This is a genomic window from Wolbachia endosymbiont of Armadillidium arcangelii (genome assembly GCF_040207875.1).
GTDB lineage: Bacteria > Pseudomonadota > Alphaproteobacteria > Rickettsiales > Anaplasmataceae > Wolbachia.
On record NZ_CP157942.1, the window covers coordinates 1441355 to 1466131 of the forward strand.

At 35.5% G+C, this 24777-nt stretch carries 25 protein-coding genes and 1 pseudogene; 8 read left to right on the forward strand and 18 right to left on the reverse strand.

Features of this window, described 5'->3' with window-relative positions; translation table 11 throughout:
- The first annotated feature begins 4 nt into the window (after positions 1 to 4).
- The 3 genes from ssb to ABLO99_RS07365 are packed head-to-tail and all read left to right on the forward strand — an operon-like array spanning position 5 to position 1541.
- Positions 5 to 487 carry a single-stranded DNA-binding protein gene (gene ssb, locus ABLO99_RS07355; protein ID WP_349967434.1) on the forward strand — a complete coding sequence of 161 codons (483 nt, stop codon included), beginning with the start codon at positions 5 to 7 and terminating at the stop codon, positions 485 to 487.
- 9 nt (positions 488 to 496) lie between these two features.
- Positions 497 to 1378 (forward strand): 4-hydroxy-tetrahydrodipicolinate synthase, encoded by an 882-nt coding sequence (gene dapA / locus ABLO99_RS07360; protein WP_349967435.1) that lies wholly within the window; start codon positions 497 to 499, stop codon positions 1376 to 1378.
- Positions 1371 to 1541, forward strand: a complete 171-nt coding sequence (locus tag ABLO99_RS07365; protein WP_153295520.1) for a hypothetical protein — start codon at positions 1371 to 1373, stop codon at positions 1539 to 1541. Before dapA ends, ABLO99_RS07365 begins: the two co-directional genes overlap by 8 nt.
- A 245-nt stretch (positions 1542 to 1786) precedes the next feature.
- Here the strand turns inward: ABLO99_RS07365 and ABLO99_RS07370 are convergent, their stop codons facing one another.
- The gene (locus ABLO99_RS07370; RefSeq protein ID WP_047759219.1) at positions 1787 to 2764 is read right to left on the reverse strand and encodes a quinone oxidoreductase family protein; all 978 of its coding nucleotides are present in this window, start codon (positions 2762 to 2764) and stop codon (positions 1787 to 1789) included.
- Between the two features lie 118 nt (positions 2765 to 2882).
- Here ABLO99_RS07370 and ABLO99_RS07375 point away from each other — a divergent pair, with 118 nt between their 5' ends.
- A complete protein-coding gene (locus ABLO99_RS07375) occupies positions 2883 to 3581 on the forward strand; it encodes an ankyrin repeat domain-containing protein (protein ID WP_047759218.1) in 699 nt (232 codons plus the stop codon).
- Positions 3582 to 3626: 45 nt separating this feature from the next.
- On the opposite strand, the gene ABLO99_RS07380 is transcribed toward ABLO99_RS07375, so the two are convergent.
- The 3 genes from ABLO99_RS07380 to ABLO99_RS07390 form a co-directional block, all read right to left on the reverse strand.
- Positions 3627 to 4163 carry a cytochrome c oxidase assembly protein gene (locus tag ABLO99_RS07380; protein ID WP_047759217.1) on the reverse strand — a complete coding sequence of 179 codons (537 nt, stop codon included), beginning with the start codon at positions 4161 to 4163 and terminating at the stop codon, positions 3627 to 3629.
- A complete protein-coding gene (locus tag ABLO99_RS07385; RefSeq protein WP_047759216.1) occupies positions 4164 to 4886 on the reverse strand; it encodes a Bax inhibitor-1/YccA family protein in 723 nt (240 codons plus the stop codon).
- Between the two features lie 332 nt (positions 4887 to 5218).
- Positions 5219 to 6406, reverse strand: coding sequence for a cysteine desulfurase family protein (locus tag ABLO99_RS07390; RefSeq protein ID WP_349967438.1), 1188 nt, complete (start codon positions 6404 to 6406; stop codon positions 5219 to 5221).
- Between the two features lie 135 nt (positions 6407 to 6541).
- Between ABLO99_RS07390 and ABLO99_RS07395 the strand changes: the two genes are divergently transcribed.
- Positions 6542 to 7240, forward strand: a complete 699-nt coding sequence (locus ABLO99_RS07395; RefSeq protein WP_047759215.1) for an alpha/beta hydrolase — start codon at positions 6542 to 6544, stop codon at positions 7238 to 7240.
- Between the two features lie 245 nt (positions 7241 to 7485).
- Here ABLO99_RS07395 and ABLO99_RS07400 read toward each other — a convergent pair whose 3' ends face one another.
- Both ABLO99_RS07400 and ABLO99_RS07405 read right to left on the reverse strand, forming a co-directional pair.
- Complete coding sequence (locus tag ABLO99_RS07400) at positions 7486 to 8160, reverse strand: ABC transporter ATP-binding protein (RefSeq protein WP_349967439.1); 675 nt, start codon at positions 8158 to 8160, stop codon at positions 7486 to 7488.
- A 26-nt stretch (positions 8161 to 8186) separates the two neighbouring features.
- On the reverse strand, positions 8187 to 8633 hold the full coding sequence (locus ABLO99_RS07405) for a heme biosynthesis protein HemY (RefSeq protein ID WP_349967440.1): 447 nt from the start codon (positions 8631 to 8633) through the stop codon (positions 8187 to 8189).
- Positions 8634 to 8680: 47 nt separating this feature from the next.
- On the opposite strand from ABLO99_RS07405, the gene ABLO99_RS07410 reads away from it, so the two are divergent.
- Positions 8681 to 9862 (forward strand): deoxyguanosinetriphosphate triphosphohydrolase, encoded by a 1182-nt coding sequence (locus tag ABLO99_RS07410; RefSeq protein ID WP_349967441.1) that lies wholly within the window; start codon positions 8681 to 8683, stop codon positions 9860 to 9862.
- Positions 9862 to 11118: a bifunctional diaminohydroxyphosphoribosylaminopyrimidine deaminase/5-amino-6-(5-phosphoribosylamino)uracil reductase RibD gene (ribD, locus tag ABLO99_RS07415; protein ID WP_349967444.1), complete on the forward strand. Its 1257-nt coding sequence runs from the start codon at positions 9862 to 9864 to the stop codon at positions 11116 to 11118. Before ABLO99_RS07410 ends, ribD begins: the two co-directional genes overlap by 1 nt.
- Positions 11119 to 11250: 132 nt before the next feature.
- Here the strand turns inward: ribD and ABLO99_RS07420 are convergent.
- From ABLO99_RS07420 to ABLO99_RS07470, 11 genes and pseudogenes are all read right to left on the reverse strand, one after another.
- Positions 11251 to 12088: pseudogene (locus ABLO99_RS07420) on the reverse strand (IS630 family transposase).
- 749 nt (positions 12089 to 12837) lie between these two features.
- Positions 12838 to 13836, reverse strand: a complete 999-nt coding sequence (gene hemB, locus ABLO99_RS07425) for a porphobilinogen synthase (RefSeq protein WP_349967446.1) — start codon at positions 13834 to 13836, stop codon at positions 12838 to 12840.
- Positions 13829 to 14854, reverse strand: a complete 1026-nt coding sequence (gene nuoH / locus ABLO99_RS07430; protein ID WP_047759742.1) for an NADH-quinone oxidoreductase subunit NuoH — start codon at positions 14852 to 14854, stop codon at positions 13829 to 13831. Before nuoH ends, hemB begins: the two co-directional genes overlap by 8 nt.
- Positions 14838 to 16907 (reverse strand): NADH-quinone oxidoreductase subunit NuoG, encoded by a 2070-nt coding sequence (nuoG, locus tag ABLO99_RS07435; RefSeq protein ID WP_349967448.1) that lies wholly within the window; start codon positions 16905 to 16907, stop codon positions 14838 to 14840. Before nuoG ends, nuoH begins: the two co-directional genes overlap by 17 nt.
- Positions 16892 to 17104 carry a hypothetical protein gene (locus tag ABLO99_RS07440; RefSeq protein ID WP_017532424.1) on the reverse strand — a complete coding sequence of 71 codons (213 nt, stop codon included), beginning with the start codon at positions 17102 to 17104 and terminating at the stop codon, positions 16892 to 16894. The genes nuoG and ABLO99_RS07440 overlap by 16 nt, the downstream gene beginning before the upstream one ends.
- A gap of 238 nt (positions 17105 to 17342) precedes the next feature.
- Positions 17343 to 18806 carry a leucyl aminopeptidase gene (locus ABLO99_RS07445; protein ID WP_238580444.1) on the reverse strand — a complete coding sequence of 488 codons (1464 nt, stop codon included), beginning with the start codon at positions 18804 to 18806 and terminating at the stop codon, positions 17343 to 17345.
- A 135-nt stretch (positions 18807 to 18941) separates the two neighbouring features.
- Positions 18942 to 19583 carry a protocatechuate 3,4-dioxygenase gene (locus ABLO99_RS07450; RefSeq protein ID WP_047759744.1) on the reverse strand — a complete coding sequence of 214 codons (642 nt, stop codon included), beginning with the start codon at positions 19581 to 19583 and terminating at the stop codon, positions 18942 to 18944.
- A 528-nt stretch (positions 19584 to 20111) separates the two neighbouring features.
- Entirely contained in the window at positions 20112 to 20582 is a 471-nt protein-coding gene (locus ABLO99_RS07455) for a dihydrofolate reductase (RefSeq protein ID WP_047759745.1), read from the reverse strand.
- Positions 20579 to 21832: a dihydropteroate synthase gene (folP, locus tag ABLO99_RS07460; RefSeq protein WP_349967450.1), complete on the reverse strand. Its 1254-nt coding sequence runs from the start codon at positions 21830 to 21832 to the stop codon at positions 20579 to 20581. Before folP ends, ABLO99_RS07455 begins: the two co-directional genes overlap by 4 nt.
- Positions 21829 to 22215: a dihydroneopterin aldolase gene (locus ABLO99_RS07465; RefSeq protein WP_047759747.1), complete on the reverse strand. Its 387-nt coding sequence runs from the start codon at positions 22213 to 22215 to the stop codon at positions 21829 to 21831. Before ABLO99_RS07465 ends, folP begins: the two co-directional genes overlap by 4 nt.
- A 22-nt stretch (positions 22216 to 22237) precedes the next feature.
- On the reverse strand, positions 22238 to 22888 hold the full coding sequence (locus ABLO99_RS07470; protein ID WP_047759748.1) for a CADD family putative folate metabolism protein: 651 nt from the start codon (positions 22886 to 22888) through the stop codon (positions 22238 to 22240).
- 160 nt (positions 22889 to 23048) lie between these two features.
- Between ABLO99_RS07470 and ABLO99_RS07475 the strand changes: the two genes are divergently transcribed.
- On the forward strand, positions 23049 to 23246 hold the full coding sequence (locus ABLO99_RS07475) for a hypothetical protein (RefSeq protein WP_349967453.1): 198 nt from the start codon (positions 23049 to 23051) through the stop codon (positions 23244 to 23246).
- 356 nt (positions 23247 to 23602) lie between these two features.
- Here the strand turns inward: ABLO99_RS07475 and ABLO99_RS07480 are convergent, their stop codons facing one another.
- Complete coding sequence (locus ABLO99_RS07480) at positions 23603 to 24631, reverse strand: ankyrin repeat domain-containing protein (RefSeq protein ID WP_349967455.1); 1029 nt, start codon at positions 24629 to 24631, stop codon at positions 23603 to 23605.
- Positions 24632 to 24777 lie beyond the last annotated feature (146 nt).

Below are 24777 nucleotides of genomic sequence, written 5' to 3' on the forward strand. Positions count from 1 at the left end.
AATTATGTCTAGTGGTACTATAAATAAAGTCATATTAGTTGGTAATTTAGGAAAAGATCCTGAAATTAGGACTACACAAAATGGGAAAGAGATGGCAAGTTTTTCGATAGCCACATCTGAAAGCTGGACTGACAAATTTTCTGGTATGCGTTCTGAAAAAACAGAATGGCATAATATTGTAGTTTTTAGTGAAGGGTTAGTAAAGATTGTTAAAGATTTTGCGCGCAAAGGTAGTAAAGTTTACGTTGAAGGTTCTCTAAGAACTAGAAAATGGACTGACCAAAATGGTAGTGAAAGGTATACGACAGAGGTGGTGCTATATAACTTTAATAGTGCCCTTACCCTTTTAGATTCACGAAACGGTGTGTCAAACTCTGATTACAAGCCAAGTGAATACAAACAAAATGAAACAGAACAAAAAGATAAACACAGAAGTTTTGACAGCGATATAAAAGAGGAACTAATTGATGATGAAATACCATTTTAATAACTTCAATTGAAATCTACATTTTTATGGACTGCTTGTGTTACTCCTTTTAATTACAATGGAAATAGCATAGATTACCAAAGTTTGCAGCGTTTACTTACAATACAAGCTGAAGCTGAAAATGGTGTAGTGTTACTGGGTAGCACAGGTGAAAGCTTATCGCTTACTGATTCTGAAAAGCGTACATTAGTTGAATTTGTATGTGAGCTAAAATCAAATACGAAAATTATAATTGGTGTACCAGGAGTGAATCTATATCAAACTCTTGAATGGCTTGATTTTTGCAAGGGTATGCCTATTCACGGCTATCTAATGACAACTCCCATTTATGCAAAGCCCGGAATTATGGGGCAGACTTTATGGTTTGAAAAGCTGCTTAAAAAAGCACATGTGCCAGCCATGCTTTACAATATTCCATCAAGAGCAGGAGTGAGTCTTAATACTGAAACTGTACGTAACTTATCCAGCCATGAAAAATTTTGGGCTATAAAAGATTCAAGTGGAACTGTTGATACTTTAATTGAGTATAAGAAAGTTGCACTAAATATTGAGGTGTTTTGTGGAGATGATAATATGATATCTGATATGGCAGCTTATGGTGCGGCTGGTCTAGTTTCTGTTGCTGCCAATGTTTGGCCACGTGTAGTACATGAATATGTTAAGCAATGTATGAGTGGCAAGGACTCTCAGGCAGATAGTTGGCAACAAGCTTGCAAAGCTCTATTTGCTGCCAGCAATCCAATACCTACTAAAGCACTCCTGCATGATATTGGGCTCATAGAACACAAAACTGTCCGACTACCACTCAGCACAGAAGACTTGCCTTCTATTGAAACATTGAGGCAAGCCAACGAAATGATTCTTAGATGGAAAGAATTGGCCAATGATTAGTGCTAGGAACACGACCTACACACCATCAACTTCCACACCCGCATCAAATGAACTAACTTGTTATGGTGGAGAAAAGCATTCATTTAAAAGGAAAATAACAGCTCCATATGTTATTGAAGTGATAATACTTATAATGTTAGATGAGATATCAAATCTAGCTTAAAATACAACTTATCTACTCAGCTTCTTTTGAAACTACTGTAAGCATAATATCTATAGCTAAGACATTGTACTACTGTACCACTAACGAGTAGCGGAATGACAAGTTTGTAGTTTTTCAAACTTGTCGGTAAATCTCAGTCAGTTTAGCTACAGCTGTATACTTTTAACTCTCCCAAAAGAGAATTAACCATGTGAAATTCTAGTTGATATAATTTAATGAATGGTTGATTTTAACTATTAATTTATTTAAGAGACTTTGATGATATTCAGCCCGCTTGCTTTTCTATTTTCCATATCGCGATGGGCTTGAATTATTTCATCAAATTTATATTTTTTATTGATCCGTACAGTTAAAATTTTTTTTCTTAGCATCTCGAAGATTTCCATTGTGGTAAGCACTAATGTGAATCTATCATGCTTATAGTGATATATTGAGGTTCCAGTTGCAAATAACGAACGTGAACTAAGTAAAGAAAAACTAATAGGAGCGTTACCTGATATCTGCCCATAGGAAACGTATATGCCGAACCTGCCTAAAGATTCAAAAGAAAGCTTGCTTGTAGCGTAACCTATAGGGTCATACACTGCACCTACTCCTCTGTTTTGCGTAATTTCCATAACTTTAGAAACGAAGCCTTTATCATTATAGTTTATTGCGTATGCGCAGCCACTTTGTAAAGCTATCTTCATTTTTTCGTTAGAGCTCACAGAACCTATCACTACACCTTTTTTATCCTTTGCCCATTGGCATATTATTTGTCCTAAACCACCATTAGCTCCATGAACTAATACAAAAGCACCAGGCCTGATTTTATAAGATTGATTAACTAAATAGTGAGCTGTCATACCTTTAAACAGCACTGCAGCGGCAACTTCATCAGATATATCATCTGGAATTTTTATCAGATATTTCTGATGTATAATGCGCTTTTCACAATATGCCCCTGGAGGAGCTGTGGAATATCCAACTCTGTCTCCAACCTTAAATCCATCACTGATTTTTTTACCAAGCTTTTCAATCACTCCCACTGCTTCCACTCCAAGCGCTGATGGCAAATCTTTAATTTTGCGCATACCTTTTCTGTGTTCTAAATCATAACGATTTAAGCCGATAGTTGTGTGACGTACTAAAACTTCCTCGCCTTTTGGCTCGCCTATGTTCTTATCTACAAATTCTAATACTTCTGGTCCTCCAGTTTTTTTAATTTGTATAGCTCTAACCATGATGAATGTAAGATAAAAACTTTGATTATGTTATCTAACAATTAATATTTTGCAAAATGTTACTTACAGTTTATATACTATATAAGCGTATATTAATAGTTTTAAGGTATAAATTATAATGAATAGAAAAATTTGGCTTTATAGTGTTTTGCATAATGCGTTGTACAAAGTGGATGAAGATAACGATTTAGATATTAGTAATGTAATAAAAAAAATAAAAGAAAGGCTAGAAAGTGGAATGCGAACTTCAAGCAAAGAAAACTATTATAAATATTTATACACTTCTTGGAAAAAAAAAGGTTTTGATATTAATCACAAATTTGATTTGAAAGACTATGATGGCTTTCCAGTAGATAGTCTCTTTTCTATTGCTATTAATTGCAAACCTTGCGTTTTACCAAATCTAGCGCAAGTTTTAATAAAAGCAGGGGCTAACGTGCAAAGCGAAAAAGGATATTTACATGCCTGCGCTTTGATTCGTTCTCCAGACGTGTTAAAGGCTCTCATAGAAGCGGGGGTAAATGATAGCCCACATGAACACTACGGTGGAAATACCGCTTTAGATTGCGTTACTAAATTATATGGTACAGATAAGTCAATTAACTGCGAAGATTGCTGTAAGATTTTAATTAAGCATACATTAGAAAAAAATCCCAACATAGAAGTGCCAAATTCTGTAAAAAATAATAAGGAATTGGCTCAATGTTGGAATGCTTGTGAAGCAAATAATGAAGGATGGGAATTGATTACACCAAGCACTGAGACACAAGTAGTCAGTGCGCAAAAAGCAAATAAGAGCTCCTGCTCAATTCAATAGATCTATTGTATAACTGTTGTTTGAATCACAATAGGAAAAGGTTTGTTATTTAAGCTTAAAAAACGTATACGATAGTGTTATTTCACTTAAATCTTTCGTGCTATTGTCACGCATTATTTCAGGGTCTACGTAAAAGGATACAGGCATAGCCGCTTTTTGTTTTGGTAGCAGCATTTGCTCTTCAAAACAAAAGCATGCAACTTTATTGAAATATTTACCTGCTTTAAAAGGTGTGACATTATATACTGCCATTCCAAATGAAGGCTGGTCAGATAAATTTTCTGCATAATAAAACACTAAACTTTGTTGCCCTATATTTGTATCGATGTAGTTAGTTTCTGATTTAAATTCCCAAGGCAGACCGGACATTATATCAGCATTAAGGTGAACCCTGATTTTTTGGTCAGTTGCGCTTATTGTTGCATTAGTTGCTTTTCTCGTTGTGCCACCATATCCAGTAGCTTTGCAAAAAATACTATATAATGGTACCGAAGCATATGCAAGACACAGCATCAATACCACTAAAGATATTAGGAGGAAAACTATAGAACTCTTATTGCTTCCCCTTAAAAAGGAAAACATCTAATCCTTATTGTTGAACAAGTTAAGTAACCTGAGTAAATTGAGGAATATATTGATGAAGTCAAAGTAAAGATTAGTTGCACCAAGTATTGCCAGCTTAGTGGTTGCAACTTCTGAGCCATCATTATACCTATAATAAACATCTTTGATTCTTTGAGCATCGTATGCGGTCATTAAAGTAAACACTACCACTGATACAAACGATATTGCAAAGTAGAGAGGACTGCTTCCAAGAAACAGATTAACTATAGATGCAATGATTAACCCCCAGACTCCCATAACCAAAAAAGAGCCCATACTTGTAAGATCTCTTTTGGTAGTATTACCATATAAAGCCATAGAGCCAAACATGATCGATGTAATGAAAAACGCCCTTGCTATATTTTCTGAAGTATAAACTACAAAAACATAAGATAGGGAAAGCCCCATTAAGACTGAAAATAAGAAAAATATAGTAACTGTGGACTGAGCACTTAAGTGTTGAATCCTAAAAGACATATAAAACACCAATGCAACTGGAGAGAACGCTATTACAAGCGATAGAACGGGATTAGAATAGATCACCGAAAAAAAACCAGAAAATACCGTTAAGAACGCAACAAGTCCTGTAATGCCCAAAGCTAAAGCCATATAATTATATACTTTAGTTAGGTAACTTCTGAGCCCAGCGCTATAATAAACGCCTTGAGAGCGAATATCTTGTTCATTTCTCATATAAGGCATAAATGTAACTCCTTTATTATCTCTTGATGATACATTATAATACAATACAGCGTTTTTATCAAGTATAAAATGATATACTGCAATTGCAATTAAATAGCGGAGTTCCCAGGAGAAAAAATGGACAATTATCAATACTGATGTGTAAATAGTTAAAGGTTTTGGACTGTTAGTAATTTATAAGACATATAACAGCAGTGGTATCTGTGAGAATCAAGTTGACTGGTACGCAATTAGAGAATTTCTTGCATAACTATAAGCAAGCCAGTTTCTGGTAGCGTGTAACTATTATAATAACCCCAGCCAATAGAAATTATTTTTACCATCCCCTTTAATTATGATTTAAGAGGAATGGTGAAAGTAGTTTTTGCATTTACTAAGGCATTCTTCTTATAGATACTACACCAACAATCCACTATTTTTTCTATGTCTCGCGGGGTAACCTTTGGACCTATACTGATTCTAATTGAACACTCTGCTTGCTCTTTTGTTGCTCCCATTGCAAGCAAAACATGAGAAGGCCCAACTTTTCCAGAAGAACATGCAGAACCATTGCTGACTGCAATATTATTTAAGTCAAAATGCATGAGCTGCAAATCATTCTTCACTCCCGGCATATAAATAAAACTTGTGTTTGGCAACCTTTTAGAATTTTTGCCAAAGATCTTGATATCACTGACAAGACTTAATAACTCACACTCCAATTGATCACGCAGCTTCTCTACTTCATCCATTTTTGATAGAAGATCTGGAATGTTTTGCAATGCAGCAGAAAGACCTGCGATTGCGACAATATTTTCTGTACCACCACGCAATCCTTTTTCTTGCCCACCACCTATTATAATAGGTTCTATTACAAGCTTTTTGTCAAATATTAAAACTCCACTACCTGCTATACCACCAAATTTGTGGGCAGATAAAGTAAGTAAATCCACTCCTAAATCTTCCATATTCACTTCAATTTTCCCAACACTTTGAGCAGCGTCAGTGTGGCAAATTGCTCCAAATTTGTGTGCTATTTCAGCTATCTCCTCAATAGGTTGAATAACTCCGGTTTCGTTATTTGCCATTATAACTGAAACTATTGCTTTATTTCCTTTAAGTTCGCTTAGAATTTTCTCTAGCTCTAAAAAGTCAATAATACTCTCTTGATTAACGGGTATTATATGTGGATTACATGCAGAATTAAGAATTGAAGGATGCTCTATAGCTGAAATTACATGCAGATAACCTGCTATTCCTCTCATGACGAGGTTATTCGCTTCAGTTGCACCAGATGTAAAAACTATTTCTTTATCATCTGGAACGCCAAGAGCATCACGTACGTTATCTCTTGCATCTTTAAGAATCTTCCTCGCTTCTTGTCCTCTTTTATGCAGCGATGATGGATTTAGTGTTTGTTTTGACAAAACCTCAAATATACTTTTTTTTACATTTTTACTCATTGGAGCAGTTGCATTATAATCAGCATACACGCAACTACTATTTTCCAGAGAGAATAAACTCACAGGCTTGCTTGTCACTTACCATTAACCAATTATGTACATTAACTTTAACACGATAAAAAATTTATTGCAAAGACAGCGAGATTAATACATAATTAATAAGTAATTTAGATTATCAATGCCTGTCAAAACAGGTTCTTATGAGGAGTCATAATGGTAGAAGTCTTTTTAAATAATTCAACAAAAAAGATAGAAGGTAGATACCATCAAAGCAAAGATACTAATGCACCGGTTGTACTAATTTTACACCACCATCCCCAATATGGTGGTAGTATGGATAGTAAGATTATACATAGTATATATGAATCCTTTATCGATAATAACTTTTCTGCATTGACAATTAATTTTCGTGGCGTCGGAAAATCTACCGGAACTTTTGATAAGGGTATAGGAGAATTAACTGATGCTGCAGTAGCTATTGATTGGCTTCAGGAGCATAACTCTAACAACGTTCCAATTTGGGTAGTCGGTTTTTCTTTTGGAGCATGGGTAGCTATGCAGTTGACAATGCGCCGTCCAGAGATAGTAAGTTTTGTTGCCCTTTCTCTTCCAGCAACTAAATACGATTTCTCTTTTCTCTCTCCCTGTCCAGTCCCTGGACTTATAATACAAAGCAATAATGATACAATTTCAGAAGAAGGCGATGTAACAGAATTAGCACAAAGGTTAATAAACTCGATAAAAAGTGACCATATGGAATACTACATAGTAGACAATACTAATCACTTTTTGAGGGATAAAGAAGAGGAAGTAGTTCAAATTATAGATAACTATATAAAACTACGCTTAAACAGTGCAGCTACTTCTTCCAAGAAAGCTAAAAAAGAGGTAAGAGTAAAAGAATATGCCTAACTTTACAAATGAGAGAAATGAATGTATTAATATAAATAAAAAAGGTCTTGTTATGCTTAAGCAATTATTATTTCTCGTTTTAGCAATGTTTATGTTGTCAGGATGTTTTCTAAGCAAACAGCGTAAGTTAATGAGTCCGTGTATAAAAAGCAATGAAAGTATTTCGTGCGAGTTATATTCTGTTAATGATCATTGGTTAAATAAGTATAAGGTATAGGTAGTTTGTATTGTATTGCTTCTTCCATTCACAGCTTCATTAATGATCCATTACTTAACTGGAAAATGTGATCTGCTTTTTCTGCAAGAAGATAATTGTGTGTCACTATAAGCATAGAACTATTATTTTCCTTTACATACGAATGCAACAGCAAAAATATATTCAAAGAATTTGTTGGGTCTAAATTTCCTGTTGGCTCATCTGCAAGTAAAAGCTTTGGAGAGTTTACAATGCTTCTTGCAATTGCGACCCTCTGCCTTTCTCCACCAGAAATTTCAGATACCATACTACTTGCTTTATTTTCCAGACCAAATTTTTCCAATATTGCTTGCGATTTTTTTTTTGCTTCAGCTTTGCTCCTTTTTGCAACAAGCTGAGGAAGCATAACGTTTTCCAATACTGATAACTCTTGTAATAAATAGTGAAATTGATAAACAAAGCTAAGAAAATTTCTTCTTATATGAGTTTTATATTTATTGCTGGCTTGCGTGCAATTTACTCCATCTATTGTTACTGCACCTAAAGTTGGCTCATCCAACAGGCCTGCAATTTGCAATACAGTTGTTTTTCCTGATCCTGAATTGCCAATCAATGCAACTACTTGCCCTCTTGTAATCTTTAGGTTGATATCTTTTACAATAGCAGGAGTTTTTTTGAAGCTCTTACTCACAGAAGCTAGCTCTAGTGCTACATCACTACCCATATTATAAAAAGACCCAGTAAAGGCAATTAAACCGAGAAACTGTTACCACACCCACATCGAGACTTAGCGAGAGCGTTCTTGATTTGAAAACCAGAACCACTTAGATCCTCAGTATAATCTATAGTTGAGTTATTTAAAAATTTTGCTGAACAATTATCAACCATTAACACAGGGTTCCCATTTTCATCATTAACTATTATATCTTTACCACTTGTGCTAAAGCTGGAGTGAATTCTATAGTCCTCACTGTCTTCATAATCGTCGTCTTCGTCATCAAATTCATCATCATCTTCGTCATCCAAAGACATCTTCTTATTTACTTTATCCATAAGAAAATTATACTTGAAGCCAGAACATCCACCACCTGACACTGCAACCCGCAAAACAGAACTCTCATCTCCTTCCTGTTCTACAAGGGAGTAGATTTTCCTTAACGCATTGTCAGTTAAGTTAATATTGTAATCTGTTGACATAACAATCACCGTTCATTATTGATAACTTATTATACTAGAAATTTTACATGTCAAACAATAATTTTCTATTAAGTTACGCGTGCTTTCCAAATAAAACAAAAGGAAGAAATTTCAAAGAGCCAGAAGACGAAAATCGCAGCTGTTTTCAGCGTGATAGGGACCGCATTATTCATTCTAATGCATTTAGGAAATTAGGATACAAAACACAAGTTTTTATCAATTATGAGCATGACTACTATCGCACTCGGCTAACTCATAGCCTTGAAGTTGCGCAGATTGCAAGATCCATCGCACGCAGGCTCAGCCTAGATGAGGACATTACTGAATGCATAGCGCTTGCACATGACCTTGGTCATCCTCCATTTGGTCACGCAGGTGAGGATGCTCTAGTTCAAGTTGATAACGAGAAGTATAAGTTTGATCATAACGTTCAAGCTATAAGGATTTTAACTTATCTCGAGCAAAAACATGCTGACTTTAATGGCATGAATCTAAGTTGGGAAGTGATTGAAGGTGTTGCAAAGCATAACGGTCCTTTACTTGGTCAAAATACGGTATCCCACACAAATAATCAGCTGTTATTAGAATACAATGAAAAATATGATCTAAAGCTTGAAGAATTTTCAAGCATTGAAGCACAAGTTGCTTCAATTGCCGATGATATTGCTTACAGTGTTCACGACCTTGATGATGCACTCAGAGCAAATTTAGTAACCATCGAAGATTTGCTTGATGTTCCTTTAATTGGCACAATGTTTAAAGACGTAAGGAGTGAATATTCAGAATTGGCCCAAAGCAAACTCATACATGAATCACTGAGTAGAGCTATAGGAATTATGATAAATGATGTCGTTTTTCAGACTGAAAAAAATATTAAAGACTACAAAATAAAAAGCGTAGAAGATGTAAGAGGTCTAAATAAAATGCTAGTCACATTTTCACCAGAAGTTGCAAATGCCACAAAAGAGATGAAAAAATTTAACATGGAAAAAATATACAGAAGCTATAAATTGAATAGAACAATGAGCAAAGCAAAACGTATAGTACAGGAGCTTTTTCAATGTTTTTATGAAAACCCAGGGTTATTACCTATAGAATGGAACAAGCTTGCTTATGAATCTCAGCGTTCAGTAATAATATGTGATTATATCTCAGGTATGACAGATAGATTTGCCATACACGAGCACAGAAGAATTTTTGATACCTCATACGAAATGACTTCTTTCTAATGACCGACGATTATTTCATGTCGATCGCATTAAAACTTGCAGAAAAAAGTCTTGGAAGTGTTGCACCAAATCCCGCTGTTGGGTGTATCATTGTAAAAAACGGTATGGTGATCGGTGAAGGCTACACAGGAATCGGTGGACGTCCACATGCAGAAGTAGTTGCTTTGCAAAATGCTCAAGACTTAACTCATGGTGCAACTATGTACGTCACTCTTGAGCCATGTTGCCACTTTGGAGTTACAGAGCCTTGCACTACGGAAATCATAAGATCTGGAATAAAAATGGTGGTGATTGCAACAATTGATCCAGATAGTAGGGTTTCAGGTAGAGGGATAAAAGCTTTAGCAGATGCAGGAATTGAAGTAAAACAAGGGATTATGCAGAAAGAAGCAGAGAAACTAAATGTTGGCTTTTTTACCAGTAAGAAACTCCATAGACCATTTATAGCTTGCAAAATCGCAACAACTCTTGACGGAAAAATCGCAACATTTACAGGTGATAGCAAATGGATAACAAGCGAAGATACAAGAAATTGGGTACATGAGCTCAGAGCAAAATATGATGCAATTATGATTGGCAGTAGTACCCTTATCAATGACGATCCACTCTTAACTTGCAGATTACCAGGACTCGAAGAAAGGTCGCCAATAAGGCTAATTATCGATAGCCAAGGGAAATTGAAGGAAGAGCATAATATTGCAAAGACTGCAGACAAAATAACAACTTGGGTGATTACAAACAGAGAAATAGAGAAAAAAATAAAAAACATTAATTATTTGATAGTCAATTCAAATCACAAACCTCCTGTTATTCCAGATGTTACCCCAACACACTCTCCTGTCATTCCAATGCCTTCTCCTGTCATCCCAGTGCCCAGACACTGGGATCCAGAAAACTTCAAGCAATTGCATAATGAAAACTGGTCACGCGCTGGAATGACATCGGAACATGATGTTATCGGCAAAGTCTGCCTAAAAGACATGGTATCAAAACTTGTTTCAAAAATTGGTATAACAAGATTATTAGTTGAAGGTGGAGGAGTGTTAATTACAGAACTATTAAAGCATAGTTTAATAGACAGGCTGATAATCTGCCGCAGTGGTAAAATTTTAGGTAATGACGCCACTCCTTTTATAGGAAATTTAGGAATTCAATCTATTAACAAATGTTACCAGTTCAAAAAAACAGAGATAATAGAGTTTAGTGAGGATGTAGCTGAGGTGTGGGATAGATTGCCTTCACTGCCATTAAGTTAAGGGAAAGAGAAGTTAAGATTGGACAAAAAATTTGAAGCGATTGATAATTATGGTAAATACTAGGGTGAATTTTTAAGAAAAGGGAGTCTGAAAAGTGCAAGTTATAGCTCTTTTCATAATAGTCCGAAAAGCTTATAGAAAAGCGGAATCAACAGCATGACGAAAAGATGTGAATAGAGGGATGTTTTTCCTAGCTCTGTTTTTTATAGCAAACCAATGATGCTCAATTTTGTTAAAATCGGGAGAATAAGGCGGTAGATATAAAATTTCTGCGCCAACTCCTTTAGCAAATTCAGTAATCTTATTAGACTTATGAAAAGTAGCATTATCAAAGTTTGTCCAGATCGGTGTCAAAAACTGCTCAAACCATTTATTAACATATTACAGTGGCCTTCAAATGTTAACGGAACAACTATTTTTCTGCCGTTTAAGGCTGCAATCATACTGATTCGTTGAATTTTTTTACCAGATTTTAGAGCATAAAACCTCTGTCCCTTCTGGCAATATCCATAAGGGTAGTCCTCGGTGTTATCAATGCCAGACTCATCTATATAAACTAAGTTTTGAGGTTCTTTTGTTGCTATAATTTTCAAAAATTCAGCGCGTTTTTCTTCGTCCCTTTCTTTGTATCCATATGTCTTTTTTTGCGTGTGAGTCCAATTTTTTTAAGAGCTCGATGAATCGTTGGGATACTAACATTGCTCCAAAGCTTAGCCATTTCCGATAGAGTTTTTCCACCATATTTTTTAGCAAATTCAGTAAATTTATTCCAGTCAGTAATTTTGTGATTATAACCTCCATTTCCAAGTTTTTTTGACTGAAAATCTCCTGTTTCTTTTTTTCTTTGCTGCCACTCCCATAACGTAGTTCTTCCAATTTTAAATCCTGCTGCCACTGCTTCTCTGCTTTATCCTTCTTCTAGTGATTCCATTGCTTTTTTTCTTAAATCATAACTATATGCTGCTGGCATACTTACCTTCACTACTATAAAATCTTATTTTACCTCGTTTGTACTATTATGAAAAGAGCTATACTTGCTGCATCAGCCATTGCCTGTGCTATCACTGATTGCCACAGTATACAGTACCGTTGTATATCATCTAAAGTATAGCTCTTTTCACAATAATCCGAACAGATCATAATATGCTACTAGCCTACTATAGGTATAAACACATATCTTACCCTGTTCGGACTATTATAAGAAAGGCTATACTATTTGCTTCACAATGGTGAAAAAATTCTTTAAAATTGAAGTTATTTGACATTATGTACCTCTTTAAGTTGAAAATTAAGATTTGAAATAGGGAATTTTGTGCGAACGTTGTCTGCTGAAACGAGTGTCATGCAAGCCTTTATGACAGTCAGTGTCAAATCTGGATGACGCCATTTATTGTTTCATGTGAGCTATAAATATTTAATAAATCTACTAATTAAAAAAAGGCAAAGAATCCCCGGAGTAGCTCACTCTTTATTTTAAAATTTGACGTTGGGTGATGTCTTAAACAGCGTTTTTCAGCTTGTGTAGGGAAAAACCCAAAATTTTTATAAAGACATAGTATGCACATAGTGCAAAAATAGTACACCAAATACAAGTCTTCTTGTCATTTTAATCTGCACAGACTGGAAAGTTAAATAATATAGCTTCACTTTCATGGTAAGGAAAATAGCGAGGTTTGTCAAGTAGCTTCAGCCAACTGCCTATTTAAATGTCCCACACTGCTAAGCAGATACCAAATTTTTTGCAACATCAAGTGCAGCGTAAGTGAATATTGCACTTGCACCCGCACGTTTAAAACCAATCAAAGATTCATAAATCACCTTTTCATAATCTAGCCAGCCATTATTTGCAGCAGCTTTTATCATTGCGTACTCACCGCTTACTTGGTAAGCAAAAATCGGAAAATTAAACTTATCACTTGCTGTTTTAATAATATCCAAATATGGCATACCTGGTTTAATCATAACAAAATCTGCACCTTCATTTATATCCATTTCAATTTCGCACATTGCTTCGTGTGCATTTTTATAATCCATTTGATAACCACTTTTGTCTATAGAATGTGATAGCCCGCATGAACCAACGACTTGCCTGAATGGAGCATAGAAGCTAGAGCAATATTTCACCGCATAAGATAATATTAATAAGTCTTGAAAGTTGTTATCATCTAATGATTTTCTGATTCTTCCTATTCTACCATCCATCATATCAGAAGGAGCAACTATATCACATCCTGCTTTCGCTAGAGCAAGCGCTTGCTTACACAATGCTGATACAGTTTCATCATTTTCTACATCCACCTGATTGCCTTTTAAAATGCCGTCATGGCCGTGAATAGTGTATGGATCCAATGCAACATCTGCAATAATACCAATTTCAGGTACCTTTAATTTTACAGCACAAATTGCTTTGCAGATTAAGTTGTCAGAATTATATGCTCCCTCAGCGTTTTCAGATTTTAGTTTACTATCAACTACAGGAAAAATTGCAACAGCATTAATTCCTAAATCTTTAGCTTCCTTAACTATAGACACTAATTCATCTATTGAATAACACTTTATGCCTGGTAAGCCAGAAATTGGTTCAGTTGTTTCTTCTCTGTCGTGAACAAACAGAGGAAGAACCAGATCATTTACTGATAAACTATTTTCACCTGTTAAATTGCGAACCCATTTGCTCGAGCGCCTGCGTCTTAATCTTGTATTTGGAAAATTAAACATTGGATTCTGGTAAATTCCCAGTAAAGAGCAACACCCCTGAAATGAGTATCACCCAAAACACTGATATTGGTAGAAATACTTTCCAACCAAGGCGCATTAGCTGATCATATCGATAACGAGGTATTGTTGCTCTAATCCAAATAAATATGAATAAAAGTATAACTATCTTCAAAACGAACCAAATTAAACCTGGAATTTTGTAAAGTAAACTGAACTCCAGCGGCGGATACCATCCTCCTAGAAAGAATATCGTCATCATAGCACTTGCTAGAATCATATTTGCATATTCTCCAAGAAAAAAGAGGGCAAAAGGCATGGATGAATATTCAACGTTATATCCAGAGACAAGCTCTGCTTCAGCTTCTGGTAAATCAAATGGGTGACGATTAGTTTCTGCAAGCAAAGAAATAAAAAATATTATTCCTATAGGCATTAGTAGTAAATCAACCCAAAATGGCATATTGTGTTTCGCTACCACCATCTCTCCAAGGTTCAACGTACCAGTTGTAACAATAACTGTAGCAACTATTAAGCCTATTGAAACTTCATATGAAATCATCTGAGCAGCCGACCGTATAGCGCCAAGGAATGCATAATTGGAGTTGCTTGACCAGCCTGCAATAATTACGCCGTATACTCCCAACGACGATATAGCTAGCACATAAAGCACTCCAACATTAATATTTGCTATAACCTTAGGAATCACTACTTGTTGGCCATTTTCTACAATTACTTCAGCACCAAACGGTATAACTGCCCAGGCAATTAATGCCAAGATAAAGGTAAGCATTGGAGCCATAATGAACAGTATGGTGCTCGCTCTAAATGGTATTATCGGCTCTTTAATCAGTAGCTTAATAGCATCTGCAAATGGCTGCAATAGCCCAAAAGGTCCAACTACACTTGGACCGTGCCTCAGTTGAATTGCAGCAAGGACCTTACGCTCAAAGTATGTCAAATATGCAACTGAAAGTAGTAGCGGTACTAAAATAAATAAAATATTAACTAGCGTGTTCATAAAAAGCTTTAGTACAATCTGCCATTATTTTTGAAGCGCGACTTATTGAATCCGTCATATAAAAATTACAATTTTTTAGAGTGAAAGGGATATTGCTTAATTTGATCTCATCACAGGCAATTGATACCCATTTATTTTTTACTACTTGGTCAGCATTTCTAAATTGTGGGCCAATAGCGTCTAATTTCTTCCTCACATAAAATAAACTATCGTATAATAAGGAAAGGCCCAAATATTGGGATAAATTTTTAATAATCAACCAATCTTCCTTTGCTTCACCAGGAGGAAAGACAGCTAAATTTGTTCTTTGCACTCGACCTTCAGTGTTTACATAAGTTGCACATTTTTCTGTATATGCAGCACCAGGCAAGATAACATCTGCTACATGTGCACCCTTATCACCATGATGACCTTGATAAATTACGAATGTATTTTCTAATTTTGATATATCAATTTCATCTGCACCAAGAAGATAGACAACTTCTATTTCACCACTTTCTGCATATTGCAATATTTGATTAATATCCCTTTCACCTTTTTTAGGAACAAACCCAATATCTAGCCCACCAACTCTTGCTGCAGCTTTATGCAGCACATTAAAGCCATTCCAGTCATCCCTGACCATGTTAAATTTTTCTGCAATTTTGCCAGCTAGAACTAGAACTGATTCAGAATCGTCTCTTATCAACGCATCTTGACCGATAATTAGCATAGGATTCTGAGCCGCACTCAGTAACTCACAGAATTTATGATTTCCCTCTGCTATTTCGTTTAGAATGTTTGGGTCATCACCTAATCTTTCAACATTATATAGATATTCAATATTAGGAGCAACACTTGCAATAGTGAAGCCACTTTGTAAATATCTCTTTCTCAATCTTGCATTAATGATTGGTGCTTCTATCCTTGGATTTGTATTTATAAGCAGGCACAAATCTGCATTTTCTATACCTTCAATAGTGGTATTGAACACATATGACCCACGATTACTTGGTATAAGCTTTGCACCATCTTGCCTGCAGTCTATATTCCCCGAGCCGAGCTTCTGCATCACTTCTTTGAGTAGAAGCATAGACTCACAATCTGCTAAATCACCTGCAATTGCAGCTATTTTATTTGATTTTGTATTCTTTAATTTCTTTGCAGCAATAGTTAATGCTTCATTCCAATCAACTGGGGCTAATTTACCATCTTTTTTTACATAAGGTCGATCAAGACGCTGAACTTTTAGTCCATCGTAGGCAAAGCGGGTTTTATCTGATATCCATTCTTCGTTTACCTCTTCGCTCAGCCTTGGTAATATTCGCATAACTTCCAGGCCACGATAATCAACTCTAATGCTACTTCCCACAGCATCTAGCACATCTATAGTCTCACAATGTGATAGCTCCCATGGACGCGCTGTAAAGGAGTAAGGCTTTGAAGTTAAAGCCCCTACCGGGCAGAGATCTATGATATTTCCAGATAATTCAGAACTAATATGCCTTTTTATGTAAGTGCTAATCTCTACATTTTCTCCCCTTCCGATTCCTCCAAGTTCATTTGTACCTGCAATATCAGACAAAAATCTAACACACCGAGTGCAATGAATGCATCGATTCATCGCAGTCTCAATCAGTGGTCCGAAGTGTTTTTTTTGCACAGCCCTCTTATGCTCATCAAGTCTGCTGTTTCCTTTCCCATAAGTCATCGTGATATCTTGCAAATCGCATTCACCACCTTGATCGCAAATTGGGCAATCAAGCGGGTGGTTAATTAGCAAAAACTCAAGCACACCTTCACGTGCTTTTTTAACCTTAGGGGTATCAGTGTGAATAACCATCCCTTCTGTAACTGGCATTGCACAAGAGGCTACTGGTTTTGGAGGTCCACCCTCGACTTCAACCAAACACATTCTGCAGTTACCAGCAATTGCTAAACGCTCATGATAACAAAAACGTGGAATTTCAACGCCCACGACTTCACAAGCTTGAATTATAGTGAGCCCATACTCTACTTCACATTCCTTAGAATTAATAGTAACTTTAACCACAACTATTATACAGCTTCCCACTTTATAGGATTGCCGCTTATCTCATCTTCAACCAGATTGCCGTTGTCATATTGAGCAGACATATAATTCATGCGCGAGTCACGATCTATATATCTAACAGGTTTTACCGGTTTATCTTTATACATTTTTTGCTCGGCTTTCTTACGCTGAGTAGGGTTATTTTTACTAGCTGTCTTTGCTTTCCCACCTGCTGCCATATAAACTCCTAAAAACTTCTCATTTTATTTTAACACTTAAGTATATAGCGTCAATATTTAATAACTTTAAAATTTCAATAGATCTCTTATTGTAATTATTGTTTAAATAAAAAGTTACCCCTTGATATCATTCCAGCGCTTGACCAGAAAAAAAGAAATATGTATCAGCTACTTTCATTTGCTGCGCCTCGAAAATAAACGTTCATGTAGCCAAGCCATAAATCCAGTATAAAGACCTTTAATCATTGGCTTCGTAGTACTTTTTAACCAACTTATTAAGTAACCTTACACCAAAACCTACTGCTCCTCTTGGACAAATGTCAGTACCTTTTTCGTGCCAAGCAGTGCCTGCGATATCTAAATGTGCCCAGCAAGTTTCATTCACAAAACGCTGTAAAAACTGTGCAGCCATTATGCTATCTCCACCAGAGCCTGCAGGAGCGATGTTTTGAACATCAGCAATCGGTGAATCAATAATTTTGTCATAAGTTTCATTCATAGGAAAACGCCATAACTTCTCATTTACTTCATTTCCTGAATCGATTAGACGGTTTGCTAATTCATCATTATTTGAAAAAAGACCAGCATATTCGTTATTTCCAAGTGCAACCACTATAGCACCAGTTAAAGTTGCAAGATCAATCATAAATTTTGGTGAGAATCTGTCTTGTGTATACCATAAAGCATCTGCAAGTATGAGCCTTCCTTCTGCATCGGTGTTCAACACTTCTATTGTCTGTCCAGACATTGAAGTTACTACATCACTTGGTCTTTGAGCATTACCACCTACTGCATTTTCTGCAAGTGCAACCACACCGATCGCATTTACTTTTGCTTTTCGTCCTGCTAAAGCATTCATCACCCCAACCACAGTAGCAGAGCCTGCCATGTCATATTTCATCGACTCCATACCACGTGAAGGTTTGAGTGATACTCCACCAGTGTCAAACGTTATACCTTTACCAACAAAAGCAATTGGCTTTTGTTCTTTAGCAGCCCCATTCCATTTTATCACTACTAATTTTGGTTCTTTACTACTTCCTTGTGCGACTCCAAGCAAGGCTCCCATTTTTTTCTTTTCCATCTGCTTTTTATCAAGCACTTCGATTTCAAGGCCAAGCTTAGTAAGTTCTTTTTTTATATGATCAGCATAAGATTCTGGATATAGAATGTTAGGAGGCTCTGTTATAAAAAAGCGCGCGAGGAATATACTCTCACCTTCTTGTCTTAAGTGCTCAAATGATCTTTCAGCATTACTTAATTGCTCATCTTTTACTAATACGGTAATCTCCTCTACCTCTGTAGTTTTCTCATCCTTTTTAGTTTTATACTTATCAAACTTAAAACTACGCAGAAATGCACCATATGCAACATTTGCTACACTACCTTCGATTAAAACCGCTGCTTTCTTGATTTTTAATCTGCTTAGCTCACAATATATTTTACCACCAATATTTAATTCTTTATTTTCATTCCATTCATCCTTCTTCCCAAGCCCAATAACTATGACATTTTTTTCTTCTGGCAAAGTAATAGAGAAAAATTCACCAAAACTTCCATTGAAATCGCTAAATTGCTTTATATTATCTATGATCTGTTTTCCTTGCAAAACCCCGCCATCATTTACGGTTTCGTTATCCTCAAATAAACCCATTACTATTGTTTTAAAATTGGGCGAAATTTTAGAAATTGTTATTTTCATTGCTGGCATCTCCGTTGCAAATAATTGTAAACTGTACATAAAACATAGCAAAAACATCAGTAAGATATTTTTCATATACATCCTAAGTACAATAACACTCAAGTTTACTATGGACTCCCTTACATGCAAGGGTTTTTATCTTTTATTAGAGAACTTATTATATCCGCCCAAGGTAATGTTAAACATATAGGTTTTTATGACCTGATCACTGTAAGTAAATGGTGTTATGAGAAGGCTTGCAAGCCCGTTACTAACAAAATCTTCAAGAACAGGATCAGCACAATTATCGCAATTATGGTCAGCAAAAAACATTTGCGTTGTGAATTCTGGAAAATCTGGATGTTGAACTAGAAAGTTAATATGTGGAGCTCTATCACCAATTTTACCAGGTGCTATCGTAATAAAATTATAATAGCCAAGATTATTCACTACAAACCTTCCTGATCCAGCAAAATTCGGATCATCCTCTATATTCTTATCGTAATGGTTCACGCCGCGTGAATTCGCGTGCCATATAGAAACTACAGCATTTTGTATTGGTAAACAGTTTATATCAGTAATTCTACCCACTATGTGTATTAATTCTCCTGTTGCACTATTTGGAGAACCAGGTTTCCTTCTTAAATTGTTTGAAGAGCTAAAATTTTTTGGCCTTGCATCAAGGTCATATATTTCTGGAGTTTCAATGCAGTTGAGCAAAACAGGATCAGCTGCAAATAGCGGCAAACTGAATACCGTTTGTACTAAAAGCGCTAATAAGATATTTTTCACATTCATTTCATTTATAATAGACTTCTTGCATAACCATATAACAAACTTTTATTGGGAATAGAAACAAAAAACTTACTTGACAAACCTCTCCAGCCCCCTTACCATGAAACTGAAGGTATTCAGTTATCTTCATTTGTGCAGGTTAAACAGCAAGAAAACAACGTAGTTGGCGTCTTATTTTTAATTTTTTGCACTATGTGCACCTTATGTCTTCACAACATTTCTGGGTTTTTACCTATATAAGCTGAAACGCGCTTATAAGTCGTTTAAGACAGTATAGTACGCCAATTTGCAGGATTAGAGAGTGACAACTAGCTAACACGGGGTTTCTTTTGCCTTTTTTTATTTGGTAAATTCCTTAATATTTATGGCTAAAGGAGCCCAAGATAGGTGTCATTCCAGTGCTTGACACACAGCTGTACGAACATTATCCGTAAAGAGATGTCATCCCAGTCTGGGATCCAATAAGAAAATCTGGTCACGCGCTGGAACTCTTCGAATTCCAGTTATGCAAAATGCTTTCAATACGATAAGTTACTTCAATAATTTGCATATAGTATAATCTTGTGTTTTGGTAAGAATAGTTTTATTCCATCCATCAAGGAGTGTTAAATTGAAATACGTATCACCTTTATAAGTTTTATGAATTTCAGTCATAATAAATTCTGAGATTAGGTTATGCTCTAAAAAAAGATGTACTATCTGCGCTCCACCAATCACAAAAATTTGAGAACTACTTTTAATCAACAGAAACTCTTGCATAGAAGAAACGACAGTACATTTTGGGCCTCTATTAAAACACTTGTTACGAGAGAAAACAATAGGTGTACGATTCTTTAATATGCTTTTAGGTATAGTTTCAAATGTCTTTCTTCCCATCACAATAATTTGTTTGTCAGTCACTTGACAAAAATGTTTGAACTCACTTGGATAATGCCAAGGCAAATCATTATTTATTCCAATTACCCCATGAGGGTCAACAGCCATAATTCCAATAATCTTCATTCCTGTAAGACAGTTTGGGCTACAAAAAATCGCATGTGATCACGCACATTATGCACTCGAAGGAAATCAACCTTATTTTGTAGTATAGCTGATGTAGCAATTGTTTCTAAATCTCTATTAGAGGCAGGTTCTGTGGAAAAAGAAGAAATAAATGACTTTCTGGAATGGCCAACTAAAACCTTGCAGCCAAAATTTTGTAACGTTTCTATACTGCGTAAAATCTGAATATTCTGATACATAGATTTGCCAAAACCAATACCGGGGTCAATAATTATTGAATTTTCATCAAAACCCAGGCCTAGTAGTCTGTTAATGTTCTTCTCTGCCCAATTATTCATGATATCAATTGAGTCAGTGTCATGTGGAATAATGTTGTCCTTATGTGGTGGTATGGAGAGTGAATGCATAATAACGATACTACATCCACTGCTAGCAATTGCTTTTAGAGTATGGTCATTCAGATCTCCCTTCTGATCGTTTACCCAGGCAATGTTGTAGTGCTTCAAAACGTTTAAAATAACGTCTGGCCAAAAACTATCAATGCTGACTTTAATATCACCAGCTTTCATATAATCACTAAGATTATCAAGTACTGGCTTTAGACGTGCATACTCTTTCTCTGGCGTCTGTATTGAAGCTCCAGGTCTTGTTGATTGAGCCCCAAGATCAACTATGCTTGCACCATCTGATACCAGTTGCAATGCCTGCTTGGTTGCTCGATCTGCATCATAATAAAGACCACCATCTGAAAATGAATCAGGGGTAATGTTGACAATACCCATAAGCTTTGGTGAGAGCGTAAAACTTTTTGAAAAACAGTTTTGAACATTAGAAGCAAATGTTTTGTTAACTATTGCCATCAAGTGGAGCAAAAATGGTCTATTTACCAATTCTGGGTGAGGAATTTTAAGGTCAGGTGTGTCGAGCGTTAAGTCACCCCATAACAAAATATCCAAATCAATAATGCGAGGTGCCCATTTTTCATAGACTTGTGAACGGCCAATGTCACATTCGATTTGTTTTAAGCCTTTTAATAGCTCCTCAGGAGAAGAAGAACAACTTCCATAGACAATCATGTTGAGAAATGGCTTGTCCCAATCAGGTGGAGCACCATTTGGTAAAATAGCCTTAGTTTCTAGAATGATCGAAGACTTTAAGTCTTTTAAATAGCGCTCCTTCAGTAACTCAGTAGCCTTTTGTAAATGGGAAAGGCGATTCCCTATGTTTGAGCCAATAGAAATATAGATCATTCTTGCAATTCATTACAGTAAGTAAAAAAAACGCCCCCATGTACACCAGGAACTGGTGGTGCAGTTTTGTGAGTAGTTACCCTGACAGAAGAAATAATATGCTCTTTTTGCATCAAAAGGTCGTTAATCACCCTGTATATATCATGAGTTAAATGTTCGATTAAATTAAATTGCTTGCTCTGAACGAGAGATTGAATGTTCTGCACTACCTCCAAATAGCAAATAGTATCTTTAAGTTGATCAGTTGTAAGCCCTAAAGGAGGAGATTTAAAAGTGAAACCAACATCAATACTCACCAATTGGGGAGAAAACTTCTCTTCTGCGCTACATCCTAAATGAACCCAAAGCCGCAGATCAGATATAAGAAAATTACATACTACCACTGAATTTAGTATCTACTTATAATTAATGACAAACGTTAATGCCATCAAGAAAACCCCATAAGAGTTTTGCTCCTTTTTTAGCACCTTGCATGACTTTCTCTTGCTCTTCTTCGCTTAAATCTGCAATAAGGTTTGCACATTCTTCAGAATGCCACTCATCAGCTTCCATATGAACGGTAAAAAATTTGAGAGAACGTTCGTCGTTTATTGAATAGTGTTTTTTCAGGCCTTCGATTTTAGACTTAGAAATTTCCGGAGTTTGACGTTCGTAAGCATACAAAGCTCCAAGACCTTCTGCAAAACCTGATCTTACAATGTCAAAATAACCATCAACTAATTCTTGCGTCTCCTTAACCTGTACATCTTCAAAAAGATTAGGCCTTGCTACTCCCAGCCCTTCAGCAAAACGCTGCCATAATTCTGGGTGATTCTCATCACCTTGTTCTTCCTCTATTAAATTACCAAGTAAAACTTGCCGCATCTTTAGACTTGAACATAAAGAATGTATACCGCTGATATAACGAGGAAAAGCAGCAACATGGTGATAATATTCCTTAGCATAGGTTTGTAAAGCCTGCATGCTTAAGCTACCTTCATTCCATGACTGGTAAAACGGATGTTTTAATAAGTGTAAACTATCTAATTGATTATTAAGTGATTGAACAAATGTCATAAATAAACAAAAAACTATTTCAGGCTACGCTTAGGTTCACCAGATGTCAAGAGACATTTCTCACCACCTTATCTCCGATTACAGAATTGTGCTCATCAAGTGAGCATAATTCCTGAGCTAATTTCACTCTTTTTAGAATTCACAGATCGAAAAGAAGGGATTGCTCAATCAAGAGAAACAACCAAAGATAAAAGCAGAAACGATATATGAAGAGAATGGTAAGAAAGAAATAAAGAAAAAGAAACAGTGTTTCAGTGATGTAAAGGATTATTCAATGAGTCAGAATATAACTCAAAAACTAACGGATTTAGAGGTAAAGAAAAATTTTAATACCTCCACTAAGATAATTTGCCACTAGACCCTTATTTTTTTCTACACTTTCTCTATAAAAACCATAGGCGCCTATAAAGTAAAGGTCAAGTATCTGGAATTCTGGACATAAAACCCTCCTGTATAAAAAATAAAATGCAGCGCACATACGACAGATATACACTGAAGTTTATTGAAAAATTGACCGAAAAGTCTGCAGACAAAAATAAATTAAGCTCTTAAAAATATCTCTAATTATAATTAGATTCAAAATATGCGGAAGTAATTTTTTTACAATATAATGGAATTTTACAGACACTAACAATTGCAATGCTGCGCACTGTAACAACACAAAAAAACTTATGTAAGAGGGTGGTCCTGAAATTTTGTTCTAGAAAAATGTAATCACAATCTACTGCAACTTAATTCTGCTTCAGGTATAACTGAAGTTATCTCAAACATTTGCGTAGTTGCCCTAGTATCGCAAAATGTGCTTTCTTGAAAATAATGCAATCTATTTTCCAATATATTTCTTTCTTCTACATAACTGTCTGATTCTTTATTCAAACTAGAATTTTTTTCTTCATACTTGGAAAGTATTGTATCGATCAAATAATTAAAAAATAATATTAGACCCGTAGTGTTGGAGAGCAATGCAAGAGAATAATATAACATATCTTTGCTCACTTCTTCACTTATTATGTCATGAGAATTTCTATACATTCTAAAACAAGAGCCAAAAGCTGCTAAGCATACACAAATAAATTTTGTTCTGCTCAGGACAGACTTAACTCGCACTAATTTTTTATTGTTATCTTCTAATCTTGTACGCAACTTACTAATTTTACTACTATAGTGCTCAATAAACAATTCTATTGCCTCTTTGTCATTAGCATAATTATATGCTTTATAAGATTCCTTATCCATAAGTTCAGTATCTATATCCCTTGATTTTAGAAGCTTTTTGATTGCTTCATTCTTGCGAAGAAGCACAGCTTCGTGTAGAGGTGTGTACTCACTTTCAACATCTTTCCTTCTGTTAATATTTTCACGAGTTAAGTAGTCGAAAAGAGCTGAAAGACATTCTGAATTATTACCCTCAATAGCCAGAGTAATTACATCTTTTCCATCTTTATTCTTAGCATTGATAATTTTAGAAAGCGGCTTTTCATTCTCTTGATTACGTTCAAAATACTTGCACTTATAGAATGTATTCGAAAGATATGGTTCTTTAAGAAGACATAAAAGTTTTTCTACAAAGCTAATACGATTTTTTTTAACAGCTACATGTAAAGGTGTGTCCTGATTTTTCTCATCTTGCAACGATAAGACATCATACAAACAAGCGTTTGTATGTAGAAAATTAATCTCTTGGTCAAAATAGATATCAACTATGTTTAAAAATTTTTTATTTGTGTAATTTTGCAACTTCATATGGGCAATAAAACCCCGTTTTGTCGTATAAGAATAGAATTTTATATCAAACAGCTACTACCTTGCTTAAGCCAATGAATATGTGCGTTTAGTGTGTGTGTGGACGCACATATTCATTAACTAATTTTAATTATTGCCATGTAAAT